The organism is Bacteroides congonensis (assembly GCF_900130125.1).
Lineage (GTDB): Bacteria > Bacteroidota > Bacteroidia > Bacteroidales > Bacteroidaceae > Bacteroides > Bacteroides congonensis.
This window is the reverse complement of record NZ_FQXY01000011.1, coordinates 1,528,419-1,542,256: the sequence shown is the minus strand read 5'-3', so window position 1 is coordinate 1,542,256 and position 13,838 is coordinate 1,528,419. Positions and strand designations below refer to the sequence as shown.

12 protein-coding genes are annotated in these 13,838 nt (G+C 40.4%); 10 read left to right on the top strand and 2 right to left on the bottom strand.

Features of this window, described 5'->3' with window-relative positions:
• Nucleotides 1-16: 16 nt before the first annotated feature.
• The 6 genes from BQ7997_RS23565 (at nucleotide 17) to BQ7997_RS23545 (ending at nucleotide 5,089) form a co-directional block, all read left to right on the top strand.
• Nucleotides 17-1,027 carry a GGGtGRT protein gene (locus BQ7997_RS23565; protein WP_044653787.1) on the top strand — a complete coding sequence of 337 codons (1,011 nt, stop codon included), beginning with the start codon at nucleotides 17-19 and terminating at the stop codon, nucleotides 1,025-1,027.
• Between the two features lie 217 nt (nucleotides 1,028-1,244).
• Nucleotides 1,245-1,556, top strand: a complete 312-nt coding sequence (locus BQ7997_RS25030) for a hypothetical protein (protein ID WP_083589343.1) — start codon at nucleotides 1,245-1,247, stop codon at nucleotides 1,554-1,556.
• Nucleotides 1,557-1,924: 368 nt separating this feature from the next.
• On the top strand, nucleotides 1,925-2,146 hold the full coding sequence (locus tag BQ7997_RS25975; protein ID WP_073348270.1) for a hypothetical protein: 222 nt from the start codon (nucleotides 1,925-1,927) through the stop codon (nucleotides 2,144-2,146).
• 123 nt (nucleotides 2,147-2,269) lie between these two features.
• Nucleotides 2,270-3,259, top strand: coding sequence for a PD40 domain-containing protein (locus BQ7997_RS23555; RefSeq protein ID WP_073348269.1), 990 nt, complete (start codon nucleotides 2,270-2,272; stop codon nucleotides 3,257-3,259).
• A 23-nt stretch (nucleotides 3,260-3,282) separates the two neighbouring features.
• A complete protein-coding gene (locus BQ7997_RS23550; protein WP_139260972.1) occupies nucleotides 3,283-4,038 on the top strand; it encodes an outer membrane beta-barrel protein in 756 nt (251 codons plus the stop codon).
• Between the two features lie 289 nt (nucleotides 4,039-4,327).
• Nucleotides 4,328-5,089: a phosphatase PAP2 family protein gene (locus BQ7997_RS23545; protein ID WP_073348267.1), complete on the top strand. Its 762-nt coding sequence runs from the start codon at nucleotides 4,328-4,330 to the stop codon at nucleotides 5,087-5,089.
• 136 nt (nucleotides 5,090-5,225) lie between these two features.
• On the opposite strand, the gene BQ7997_RS25555 is transcribed toward BQ7997_RS23545, so the two are convergent.
• Entirely contained in the window at nucleotides 5,226-5,369 is a 144-nt protein-coding gene (locus BQ7997_RS25555; RefSeq protein ID WP_159436793.1) for a hypothetical protein, read from the bottom strand.
• A 73-nt stretch (nucleotides 5,370-5,442) separates the two neighbouring features.
• Here BQ7997_RS25555 and BQ7997_RS23540 point away from each other — a divergent pair, with 73 nt between their 5' ends.
• The 3 genes from BQ7997_RS23540 to BQ7997_RS23530 all read left to right on the top strand — a co-directional run bounded on the left by BQ7997_RS23540 (nucleotide 5,443) and on the right by BQ7997_RS23530 (nucleotide 7,574).
• Nucleotides 5,443-5,796: a DUF1622 domain-containing protein gene (locus tag BQ7997_RS23540; protein WP_022139906.1), complete on the top strand. Its 354-nt coding sequence runs from the start codon at nucleotides 5,443-5,445 to the stop codon at nucleotides 5,794-5,796.
• A gap of 126 nt (nucleotides 5,797-5,922) precedes the next feature.
• Nucleotides 5,923-7,029, top strand: a complete 1,107-nt coding sequence (locus tag BQ7997_RS26075) for an AraC family transcriptional regulator (protein WP_073348266.1) — start codon at nucleotides 5,923-5,925, stop codon at nucleotides 7,027-7,029.
• 146 nt (nucleotides 7,030-7,175) lie between these two features.
• Nucleotides 7,176-7,574, top strand: a complete 399-nt coding sequence (locus BQ7997_RS23530) for a LytTR family DNA-binding domain-containing protein (protein ID WP_022139908.1) — start codon at nucleotides 7,176-7,178, stop codon at nucleotides 7,572-7,574.
• A gap of 18 nt (nucleotides 7,575-7,592) precedes the next feature.
• Here BQ7997_RS23530 and BQ7997_RS23525 read toward each other — a convergent pair whose 3' ends face one another.
• On the bottom strand, nucleotides 7,593-7,994 hold the full coding sequence (locus tag BQ7997_RS23525; protein WP_044655340.1) for a BamJ family beta-barrel-assembly machinery protein: 402 nt from the start codon (nucleotides 7,992-7,994) through the stop codon (nucleotides 7,593-7,595).
• 98 nt (nucleotides 7,995-8,092) lie between these two features.
• Between BQ7997_RS23525 and BQ7997_RS23520 the strand changes: the two genes are divergently transcribed.
• Nucleotides 8,093-13,729 carry an alpha-2-macroglobulin family protein gene (locus BQ7997_RS23520; RefSeq protein ID WP_073348265.1) on the top strand — a complete coding sequence of 1,879 codons (5,637 nt, stop codon included), beginning with the start codon at nucleotides 8,093-8,095 and terminating at the stop codon, nucleotides 13,727-13,729.
• The last annotated feature ends 109 nt before the right edge of the window (nucleotides 13,730-13,838 follow it).

Here is a 13,838-nt window from a genome sequence, read left to right as displayed (position 1 = left end):
AAGGAGGAAAGAAACTATGATTAGAGAAGTAAAATTCGAAAGCCAAGACCGTCGTATCAAGCAGATTATCGCTGCTTTGAACGCTAACGGCATCAAAGATATCGAAGAAGCTAACGCTATCTGTGAAGCTCATGGACTTGATCCTTATAAAACGTGTGAAGAAACTCAGCCTATCTGCTTCGAAAATGCAAAATGGGCGTATGTTGTAGGTAGCGCTATCGCTATTAAGAAAGGTTGCACCAATGCTGCTGAAGCTGCTGAAGCTATCGGTATCGGCCTGCAAGCATTCTGTATCCCGGGTTCTGTAGCTGACGACCGCAAGGTTGGTATCGGTCACGGTAACCTGGCTGCTATGTTGCTGCGCGAAGAAACTAAGTGTTTCGCATTCCTGGCAGGTCACGAATCTTTCGCTGCTGCTGAAGGTGCTATCAAAATTGCCGCAAAAGCAGACAAAGTACGCAAAGAACCGTTGCGTTGCATCCTGAACGGTCTTGGAAAAGACGCTGCTCAGATCATCTCTCGTATCAACGGCTTTACTTATGTTCAGACTCAATTCGATTACTTTACAGGTGAACTGAAAGTTGTTCGCGAAATCGCTTACTCTGACGGTCCTCGTGCTAAAGTAAAATGCTACGGCGCTGATGATGTTCGTGAAGGTGTAGCTATCATGTGGAAAGAAGGCGTAGACGTATCTATCACAGGTAACTCTACTAACCCGACTCGTTTCCAGCACCCGGTTGCCGGTACTTACAAGAAAGAACGTGTTCTTGCCGGCAAACCTTATTTCTCAGTAGCTTCAGGTGGTGGTACAGGTCGTACTCTTCACCCGGATAACATGGCGGCTGGTCCTGCTTCTTATGGTATGACTGACACAATGGGACGTATGCACTCAGACGCTCAATTCGCTGGTTCTTCATCAGTTCCTGCTCACGTAGAAATGATGGGATTCCTGGGAATTGGTAACAACCCGATGGTAGGTTGTACTGTGGCTTGTGCTGTTGACGTAGCTCAGGCTTTAGCTAAGTAATTTAGATTACTTTATATAGAAAAACTTCTGTAATCTTACTGATTACAGAAGTTTTTCATATAGATAAATAACTGCTCCATAAAGAATAGAATATTCTCTAACACAGCCCTTTTAAAAATGTTGTAGCTAAACTATGATGATTTAAAGGAGAATGATTATCTTTGTCTTAAACTCATAATCATAGTAGTATGGAATATATTAATGAATTTCACAAACAATGGATAGAGCGTACCCGTCAATCAATAATATCCTGGAGCAAGCAGCCTGCATCGTCAAAAGAGGTAAAGAAGCAACAGGAGAAATTGAACCAACAGAGGGCTATAAGAGAGGGCAAATTAAAGAGTTAACAGACTTTGCCCATACTAACAACTTATGGATTGACTTATCCCACCTCGACATTACCTATATGGATAAAGGTGGCGAGAATGAAGTGTTTGATGCAGTCCCTAATAATGTGCTTTATGGGATAGACGGAGACTTATACTTCATTGATACACAAATAAGGTTAAGGGCTTCTATGCATATTTAAAACAATAAACTTTTGGAATAGCGTTTCCATTCATATATACTTATTAAAAGAAACTGAGCTTTTAGCTCTTATTCTCTGTTCTGAAAACCGCCAATTTAAAGTAAGTGAGAATAAGTTGATAGAGGTTTGCGCTTTACAGGCGTGAACTATTCATACTTATTTACTTGCAAGGTGCTTGGCGGTACCTCAGAACAAAATAAGTTTTGAATGGTTCCGCCTTTTTTATTCTATCTAACAAAGACGTGAATATTAAACAACAGATATGTGACTTATTATCAACACACAATATCTTAATTCATACAAATTTGGAGATATTTTTGTAAAGACAAATAAAATAGGAACATATACAATCCGCAAACACTCTGCAAATGGTACACATAGGTCAAATAATAGAAACAGAACTCCACCGTCAAGAACGTTCTGTTACTTGGTTCGCAAAAAAGCTCTATTGCGACAGGACAAATGTGTACTCCATATTTAAAAGAAAAAGTATAGATACCGAACTCCTATTACGAATCAGTTGCATATTACATCATAATTTCTTCAATTATTACCTCACTGAATTTGAAACAGAACATCAGCAAACCTAATAATCAACAACGACCTACGTGAATAAAATTCTACGATTCCGTATAAATTATTCCTACACCGACACAAGCTCTTTCAGCACAATACAAGTTACCTTTGCATCATTAAAAAATAATAATAAAAATATGCAGAACACTAAGTACATTGTATTACTAGTATTTTTTCTATTTATAGGACTACATAATTCTCTACAAGCACAACAAGTTGATTACTCGATTGTTTCGGTGCCAGAAGAATCCGGTATTGATTTTACGCAGATTTCTACTCCAAGTGATTATGTATGTATGCCCCTCGTAAAGCGTCTACAGGAAAGAATCGAGTGGCTATCCAATCACATATTAGACATTTCTATAGATGGAAATAATATAGCATACCTCTCATACAGAAATAACACTACCAATATATTTATTAAAGAGTTAAGCAAACAAGGCAGCTCAATTCAAAGAACTAACAGGACTGGAGTATTAGACTTTTCTTATTCTCCTGATGGAAAATATCTATGTTTTTCAGAAACTAGAGGAAAAACCACTCAGATTTTTCAAACTAACGCCAACAACGGTTATGTTTGTCGCCAAATTACTAACGGTAACCAAGATTACTCACCTACCTACTCTTCTAATATGCAACTTATCTTTTTTGCCCGACAAGAAATGAATGGAGTAAGTATTTGGAGTTACAATATTCAAAACAATTTCTTGTCTAATTATAGTAGTGGCATGAATCCATGCCCTATAAAAGGAGAAAGTGCCTTTCTCTGCACACGCATGAACGGAGCTGGGAAAAGCGAAATATGGAAAATCAATTACGAAACCGGAGTAGAAGAATGTATTATTTCTGACCCGCAACGTAGTTTTACAACTCCGACACTCTCACCTGATGGTCAATGGATCCTATTTGTCGGAGACAGTAAAATTGACGGGGGTAGCTTCACCTACCTTAATACAGACATATTCGTATGCAAAACAGATGGAACAAGATTTTCTCAAATCACATATCATGCAGCTGATGACCTAAGTCCTGTATGGAGCAAAGATGGCAAATATATTTATTTTATTTCACAACGCGGAGATAAAACAGGCGCAGCCAACATTTGGAGGATGAGTTTTTCTTATTAATTCACTAAAATATAAAAGGAACAATGAAAACAATGAAATTTTATTTAGCAGTATGCTTACTAGCCTTAACAGGAACAGCATCCGCACAGTTTGCCAATTCTAAAGCATTGTCATCTTCTAGCAGCACTAGAAATACGGATACTAATGGATGGCAAAGAATTACCGTATCTTATAATCCGACAAAAATCATTTCTGATTATGAAGGGGCAGATGATTTAAGCGTTAATGGTTTTTCTATCGGATATACAAAAGGATTTAGTATAGCTAAAGAATTTCCTCTTTTTGTTGAAGCAAGCGTAAATGCAACATACTCATTCGGGAAAGAGGATTACGATGATTTAGGCTTTGATGAAGATATTTTAGAGCGCAAAACTAATCTCTTTTCCCTCAACATACCTGTCAATATTGCATACAAATTTTCTTTACCTAACGGTAAGGTTTCAATAGTACCATATATAGGTATCAACTTTAGAGGAAATATCATCGGAAAACAAAAATACAATTTAACTATAGACACCAACGAATTAGGCTTCTCAGAAGATGAATTTTGGGAGCAAATGGAAAAAGAAGGTTATAAACAGGAAGCTAATATGTTTGATAAAAAAGATACAGGCAGTAAAGACTATACATGGAAACGTTTCCAAATGGGATGGCAAATTGGCGCAGGTTTGAACTACAACCAACTTTATGTAGGAGTTGGTTATGGTAAAGATTTTATTGAATTGTGCAAAAAGACAAAAATCGGAACTACTTCCATCACTCTTGGATACAATTTCTAATCAAAAACATCTATAATTATGAAAGCATTTACACTGCTGAACGCTTATTCCCAGCAGTGAGTAAATATATAAAGAAACCTTTTTTATATCATTCCGCATTCTTTCCCTGAGATAGGGAAGGGTGCGGATTTTTCCATATTAGTGTAGACAAAATTCCACATTTCCGTAGAAAAATCAACTATACAAAATTCATCTTCGGCCATCCTAAACAAAGTAACTTTGCAGCAACAAAAAAGCACTAAAATATATCCAAATAAGATATTTAACATCTATATTTTCAAACAACTAAATGAAAACAGCTACACTTCTACTTTATCTTTTCTGCATTCCTATTAGTCTGCATGCAGCATATGGAAAAGAAAACAAAGATTCTCTTTCTTATAATGAAAATTCGACACTATTTCGTCCTTATAAACTAATATTCCCTACATCACTACTATTGGTTGGTTCATGGGGTATCTGTAACGGATGGCTACAATCTGCAAACCATACCATTCAAGGCAATATGACAGACTTGCGTAAGAACAAATTCTTCCATGCTGATGACTATATACAATATTTACCCGTCATCTCCAATATAAGTTTAGAATTTCTTGGTGCAAAGGCAAAACACTCTTTCAAAGAAAGACTATTAACCACAGCTACTTCTTATCTGGCAATGGGAATAATGGTAAATGGAATTAAATTGACTATACATGAAAAAAGGCCAGATTCTTCTGCAAGAAATTCGTTCCCGTCAGGACATACCGCGACAGCTTTTATGGGAGCAGAACTAGTACGAATGGAATACGGCATAGGATATGCAATCGGGGCTTATACAATTGCAAGTGGGGTAGCATTTTTACGACTATATAACAATAGGCACTGGTTCAATGACATTATAACGGGCGCAGGCATTGGAATTTTAAGCGCACGCATTGGTTACTGGTTACTTCCCATTAACCGGAAGCTTTTTAAATTAAATAAAAAAGAAGCTCCTACAATTATCACTTGTCCTTTTTATGATCATTCTAATAAAACCCTAGGAGGAATCTTATCAATTCAATTTTAAAGTGCGCAACTATCACAAATATAAGATAAAATGAAAACTACTTTCGTTATAATCTATCTTACCATCATTTTAGTCGCAATAAAAATAATTATAGCAAAGATATTGTTTTATCTTTATTCTTTACATAAGGATAAATTTAATATGTTCCATAAATAGCTAATGCCCATTCCGGTATATCATTAACATACTGTTTCATTAATTTCCTTTTAACTAACTGAAACAGCAATATAGCATCTTTATCTTTTTTCTCAATAAACAGAGCATTACTAGTAACTTCCATTCATTATCATTTATTATAAGAACCATTATATCACTTTATTTGTTTATATTTTATATCCCTAATATTATACACAATGCTACTGACTTTCTTAAATATGCTTGCTACTATCATCAGCGTTATAAGCCTGCTGATCGTCACCTATGGAGTACTCGTCGGCTTCATCGCTTTCATGCGCAATGAAATAAAACGGTTCAACGGAACATATACCATCAATAACATCCGGCAGCTCAGAGCTGATTTCGGCAGTTATCTTTTACTCGGTTTGGAGTTTCTGATCGCATCCGACATACTGAAAACTGTGGTTGATCCGACTTTAGATGAATTGGCAATCTTAGGCGGAGTAGTTGTGGTAAGAACTGTGCTTTCTGTTTTTCTGAATAAAGAGATCAAAGAATTGGCAGAAAATGAATCTCTGAAAGAAAAATAAATATATATAGGTATAATAAATACTCAAAGACATTTTTCCTATTGTCTGATATGACTAAATTACTTATCTTTGTTTCATTGACTTTTCAATTAAAATAAGGGAAAATTAGAAACACGTCATATAAACATGGGAATACTACATTTATCAATTGAACTCACACTTGATTTGATTGCACTGATATCAGGAATTATTCTTATTTTCCGGGCTAAAGACAATTACCCGAAATTATATTGGGGAATTATAGCAGTGTGTATAGGGCTCATGTTTTCATGGGAAAATATCGGATGGTTGACAATCGTTACAGATACTCCGGAATATAATTTCATCGATCTGCTTAACATCGAAAAGATGCTCAAATGGTATGCTTTAGCCAATATTGTCGCACTATTCCCCATTGCTTCACTATCTCCGGGGCATCTTAACCACTTCAGAATATTTACATTCCTATTGCCACCTATCATTACAATAACCGTAGGAATCTGTTATTTAGGGTTCAACGGTGTCATAACTCCTATTTATTCATTGAATGAAATAATACCGAATATAAACAATATGGATGTCAAACTTAGGATTTGCATATTCTTACTTTCTGTTTTAACGCCCCTCTTTATTCTTATTTATGCAATATTCAGCACTAAGACCTATCGCAGAATAAATAAGAATATGCACTTATTCATAGGTTTCCTGTTCTTGTTTTTAGGAATATACACTCTGTTTACGTTGAGTATCAACGAATTTATATTCAATTTATTCGGCATAACGGCAATTGTTTTCACCGTTTTATTTTCAGTACTATATTTACGACATGAGAATCCATTCTCGGATCATATCAGTATGGTATATAGCACAGAAAAAGAGATGCCGCACATAGAAAACTCACCTCAGCCTCAGCCTCTCCCACTCTTCTCAACTATTGAAACCTATCTTAAAGAAAAGCATCCTTATACAGACCAACTGTATAACATGAAAGATTTAGCAAAATCCTTAAACAAAAAAGAACATGATATTTCGATGGCAATCAAAAGTCAGGGTTTTAGCGGCTTCCGGGAATATATAAATTGTAACCGCCTGGAATATTTCAAACGGTTAGCAGTCGAGAATCCGGGAAAAAGCATGAAAGAATTAATGTTCGCATCCGGTTTTAGTTCACGGGCAACTTTCTATCGGAACTTTTCCGACAAGTATGGTGTATCACCCAGTCAGTTCCTTGAAAATCAGAACAATGAAGGATAAAAACTCATTTTAATACTGCCAATACTACTATGTAAAAGTGTCTCATTTCTGAAATGAGACACTTTTTATTTTTATGATTAAAAGTAAAACTCTACCTTTGGCTGAAAACAAACGTATGACATAAGTTATATAGACAAGCTAATCACATGGACAACCAAGAGACACACATCGAACATTGTAATCATACAATCATCGAGAAGAATCAGAAAAACATTTTTTTATACACTACTATTACCGGAAATTTACAAGTGGTTCATTTTGAAGAAATCGGTTATTTCCGTTATAACTCCAAAAGTAAATTGTGGGAAGTTGTATTGTATAATAAGCATACCTTAATATTGAAGAGAAATACAAACTCACAGAAAATACTGAGTTTGCATCCTTATCTGATTCAGATCAGCCAGTCTTATATTATCAATATCACTTATCTGGCATCTATTGAAGATAATAATTGCCTGCTACTTCCTCCCTTCAGTAACTCGGAATCCCTGCAAGTAAGCAAATCCTTTATGAAAAAGCTGAAGGAAAGATATCCTTGTCTCTGACAATCAAAAGCCCTGTCTTTATGCAACAGCCAATAGTTCCACTTCGAATACTAATGTTGAGTAAGCCGGTATAGAATCAGTATTCTTATTACCGTATCCCAGTGTATAAGGTATATAAATAATCCATTTATCGCCAACGTGCATTTTTTGAAGTGCCACCTGCCAACCTTCTATCACATCACTAAGCCGCAAGGCATCCGGGCAATTGCGTTCATAAGAATTATCAAATATCCGGCCGTCAATCAGACTTCCCGTATAATGTACGGTGACAATACTCCGCGCACCGGGAGAAATCGTTCCTTCACCAGTCTCCAACACTTTATAATAGATACCGCCCGGCAATGCAAAAACACCTTCCTGAGAAGCCAATCTTTTCAGAAACCGGCGGTTAGCTTCTTTGTATTCTTTCTTTTTTCCCATAAACAATCTTATTAGAGTGTACAAAAATAAGGAGATTTGAAAAGAATCTATCATAAAAACAGTATATTTGTTCGTTGAATCGTAAAAACCTCTTCGCTATGGGACAAATTAAAACCAGATGTAGCAACATTGCTACCGGATTATTCTTCTTTTTAATGCTGATTGTGAGTTTTTCCGCATGTACGCACAGTCAAAAAGACATTATCCCTTCCGCAGAATATGCGCCATACGTTAACGCTTATACAGGTGGAGTCATTTCACAAGGCTCGACCATACGCATCGAACTGACGCACGACCAACCAATGGTGGATATGAATAATGAATTGAAAGATAACCCGTTCAGCTTCTCGCCCTCATTGAAAGGAAAAGCATATTGGGTCAGCAATAATACCATTGAATTTGTTCCGGAAGAAGGGACACTGAAACCGGGGGCATTTTATGAGGGGACTTTCCAACTCGGAGATTTTATTGAAGTCGATAAGAAACTAAAGGAGTTCAATTTCTCATTCCGGGTGCAAGAGCGTAACTTTACCATCCATACAGAACCGATAACGATTACCGCTACCCAGCCCGACGAAGTAAGCATAAAAGGAGAAATACGTTTCAGTGATGTAGTGAAGAAAGAAGAGGTGGAGAAAATGCTGACAGCCGGTAACGGGAAAAGCAAAAACTATCCGGTAGAGATTACTTCCACCGACAATTCTACCCGTTATGAATTCCATATCAACCGGATTCCACGAGAGGCGGAAGATTACCAACTGGAGATAAAAGCCAATGGAAGTCCCGCACGAATTGACCATACACAAAGCGAAGAAATTCTGATTCCGGCAAAAGACAGTTTCCGCTTTCTGACTGCCGAACGCGTTGACCAACCAGAGAATGGGATTGAAATTGTATTCTCCGATCCCGTATCCAATACCCAGGATTTGAAAGGACTGATTGAAATACCGGAAGTATCTTCTTCTATCACTCAAATCAAGGACAATAAAGTATTTATCTATTTCGAAGCGAACAAGATAAATAAGCTGACTTTAAATATTCACGAAGGAGTAAAAAGCAGTCAGGAGCAGACTTTGGGAACTTCACATTCTATCTCGTTCAGCGAACTGAATCTGAAGCCGCAGGTTGAAATGTCCACTTCGGCAGCTATTCTTCCCGATTCCAAAAGCTTGATTATCCCGTTCCGCGCTGTCAATCTGTATGCGGTGGACTTGAGTGTGATACGCATTTTCGAGAATAATGTATTGATGTTCATGCAGAGCAATTCACTGGCTTCCGCCAATGAGTTACGCCGTTCGGGACGACTGGTTTATAAGAAAACATTGTGGTTGGGTAAAGACTCTTCCAAGGACGTTCACCGTTGGGAAGATTACTCAATAGACCTTGCCGGACTGATTCATCAAGAGCCGGGTGCTATCTATCGTGTCATTTTATCTTTCCGGCAAGAGTATTCAGCTTATCCTTGCGGTGGTAGTGACAATCAGGAAATGAAATTTGCCGACAGCACTTCCGATGGTCTGACAAAAGTAAGCGGAAACGTTATATCGGAAGAAGACGAAGCCGTTTGGGATACTCCCGAAGCCTATTATTACTATAACGGTTCAACAATGGACTGGAGTTTATATCGTTGGCAGGAACGGAATAATCCCTGCCATCCATCCTACTACATGGGTTCGGATCGGACAGCAGCCTGCAATGTCTTTGCTTCTAATCTGGGAATGATTGTGAAGAGAAACTCCCTGAATAATTTATGGATTGCAGTCAGCAATATTCTGGATACCAAACCGGTCGGAAAAGCGCAAGTCACCGTTTACAACTTCCAGTTGCAAGTGATAGGCAAAGGGGAAACAAACGGAGAAGGACTGGCGGAAATCGCTCCGAAAGGCGTACCCTTTATTGTCGTGGCAGAATCGGACAAGCAAAAAGCCTATGTACGTGTGGTGGACGGGGAAGAACAATCCGTCAGCCGGTTCGATGTGGGCGGAAAAGATATTCTGAAAGGGTTGAAGGGATTTATATACGGTGAAAGAGGTGTATGGCGGCCGGGAGATACGTTGCATATATCCTTCATCCTGGAAGACCGCGAAAAAAGAATACCGGACAAGCATCCGGTAGCACTGGAGATTTACAATCCGAAAGGACAGTTCTATACCAAGATGATTTCGACGCAGGGAATGAACGGTTTCTACACCTTTGATGTCCCGACGCAAGCCGATGACCCCACCGGACTTTGGAATGCATACGTAAAAGTAGGCGGAACTACTTTCCACAAAGGGCTACGCATTGAGACGATAAAGCCTAACCGGCTCAAAATAACACTGGCACTGCCCAGAGTACTTCAGGCAACAGACAAAGAATTTTATGCTCCGCTTACTTCCGCATGGCTGACAGGAGCAACCGCTTCACGCCTGAAAGCTAAAGTAGAAATGTCATTGTCCAGGGTAAACACACAATTCAAGAACTACGGACAATATATCTTCAATAATCCGGCTACGGATTTCTCAACCATCAAGACGGATGTATTCGATGGTGCGCTCGACGCGGAAGGAAGAGTGGGAGTTACGCTGAAACTACCGGCTGCAACCAATGCGCCAGGGATGCTGAACGCTTCTTTCACAACGCGTGTTTTTGAACCGGGCGGAGACGCGAGCATTTACACACAAAGCGTTCCTTTCTCACCGTTCACATCTTATGTGGGTATCAATCTGAATCAGCCGAAAGGAAAATACATTGAAACGGATAAAGACCATGTATTTGATGTTGTTACCGTTAATCCAGAAGGAAAACCCGTAAGCCGTTCGAATCTGGAATACAAAATATACCGTATCAGTTGGAGCTGGTGGTGGGAGAACAGTGACGAATCTTTCAGTTCCTATATAAACAGCAGTTCCATCACACCGGTAGCCAGTGGAAACCTGCAAACCAACGGCGGGAAGGCTTCCTTCAAGTTCCGTGTCGACTATCCGAGTTGGGGACGTTATCTCGTATATGTGAAAGATAAAGAGAGCGGACACGCCACCGGGGGCACTATCTATGTAGACTGGCCGGACTGGAGAGGACGTTCAAGCAAATCTGACCCCAGCGGTATCAAGATGCTTGCTTTCTCACTGAATAAGGATTCTTATGAAATAGGCGAAACAGCGACAGCCATTATCCCCGCAGCAGCCGGTGGTCGTGCGTTGGTATCCATCGAAAACGGTTCGACTGTACTTAAACAGGAATGGATAGAGGTATCCAATCAGGGAGATACGAAATACAGCTTTAAGGTTACGCCGGAAATGGCACCGAACGTATATTTGCACATCAGCCTGTTGCAGCCTCATGCACAAACGGTCAATGACTTACCGATTCGCATGTATGGTGTTGTCCCGGTATTCGTGACTAATAACCAGACTATATTGCAACCGCAGATACAGATGCCGGAAGTGTTGCGGCCGGAAACAAGTTTCAATGTCACCGTCAGCGAAAAGAACGGGAAGCCGATGACTTATACATTGGCTATCGTAGATGACGGTTTGCTGGATTTAACAAACTTCAAGACTCCCGACCCCTGGAACGACTTCTATTCACGTGAAGCGCTCGGTATCCGGACGTGGGATATGTATGATAATGTATTGGGGGCTTCCGCCGGAAGTTACAGTTCTCTTTTCAGCACAGGCGGTGACGCTTCATTGAAGCCGGCGGATGCCAAAGCGAACCGTTTCAAACCGGTAGTTAAATTTATAGGGCCTTTCTATCTGGGTAAAGGGAAGCGTGAGACACATACATTGAAATTGCCGATGTATGTAGGTTCGGTACGTACCATGGTAGTGGCAGGACAGGACGGAGCTTATGGCAATGCGGAAAAGACGTCTTATGTACGGACACCGTTAATGCTGCTGTCTACTTTACCACGCGTACTTAGCATTCAAGAGGAGATTACCGTTCCGGTAAATATCTTTGCCATGGAAAATCAGGTGAAGAATGTTACAGTATCTATCCAGGCTACCGGTGGCGGTGTTCAGGTTGTCGGTTCTCCGCAACAATCACTGACCTTCAATCAGCCGGGCGACCAACTTACTTTCTTTACATTAAAGACGGGCAGCAAGACGGGAAAAGCAACTATCCACCTAACAGCAAGCGGTGGCGGACAACAGACGAAAGAAACCATTGAAATCGAAGTGCGCAACCCGAACCCGATTGTGACATTACGCAACAGCCAATGGGTAGAGAGCGGACAAAGCGGAGAACTGTCATACAGCCTTGCCGGTTCTTCCGACGATAATCATATCCAACTGGAAGTTTCCCGTATTCCATCGGTAGATATCAGCCGTCGATTCGACTTCTTGTACAACTATCAGCACCATTGCACGGAGCAGTTGACTTCCAAAGCCCTGCCACTCTTATTCGTCTCCCAATTTAAAGCGGTGGACGAGCAGGAAGCAGAGAAAATAAAAACAAATGTACAGGAAGCCATCCGGCAGGTTTATGCCCGCCAACTTCCGAACGGCGGATTTATCTATTGGCCGGGAAATGCCGTTGCCGACGAATGGATTAGTTCATATACAGGAATGTTCCTCACACTGGCACAAGAGAAAGGCTACGCCGTTCACTCCAATGCATTGAATAAGTGGAAACGTTTCCAACGCGCGGCGGCTCAAAACTGGCGTATGCCGCAGGATGCTAGTAGTTGGCAGCAATGGCAGTCAGAATTGATGCAGGCTTTCCGCCTGTACACTTTGGCATTGGCAGGCGCACCGGAATACGGGGCTATGAACCGGATGAAAGAGCAACAAGGATTGTCTATCCAGGCAAAATGGAGACTGGCAGCCGCCTATGCTCTAACAGGAAAGATGAAACCTGCCGAGGAATTAGTGTACAATGCCGAGACTACCGTTATCCCCTATTCTTCAATGAACCTGATATATGGTTCATCCGACCGGGATGAAGCGATGATTCTGGAAACATTGATTCTGATGAACCGCGAACGGGATGCGCTTCAACAGGCGAAGAAAGTATCACAGAATCTGTCACAAGAGAACTGGTTCAGTACTCAATCCACCGCTTTCGCCCTTATGGCAATGGGACGGTTGGCCGAGAAGCTATCAGGTACATTGGATTTCACATGGACATGGAACGGCAAACAACAACCTGCGGTAAAATCTGCCAAGGCTGTATTTGAGAAAGAGATTTCCACTTCCCCGAAATCCGGTACGATTTCGATAAGGAATCAAGGCAAGGGAGCACTGGGCGTAGATGTTATCACACGTACACAGTTGCTGAATGATACGCTGCCTGCCATTTCGGACAATATCCGGATGGATATAAGATATGCAGACCTGAACGGTACACCTATATCAATAGATGATATCAGGCAAGGTACTGACTTTATCGCTGTTGCCGCCATATCCAATATCAGTGGCACTTCGGACTATATCAACCTGGCACTGACGCATATCATACCGTCCGGATGGGAGATATACAATGAACGAATGCTGGTTGCTGATACAGAGAACGCCGCCAGTGCAACCAGTAGTCCTAAAAACTCAATCAGCAAGTATTCCTATCAGGATATTCGCGACGACCGTGTATTGACTTATTTCAATCTACGCCGTGGAGAAACGAAAGTATTTACTGTCAGGCTGCAAGCGACCTATGCAGGTAACTTCATCCTTCCGGCTATTCAATGCGAAGCCATGTATGACGCAACCGTACAGGCACGAAGTAAAGCGGGAAGAACGACGGTGAGCAGGTAAATTTCAGGCACGGATTACACGGATTTCACGGTTTTTTAGTTAATGAGTAGAACCGTGTAATCCGTGTAATCCGTGCCTAATCATTCATCATAAATATAGGTGTCCCAAC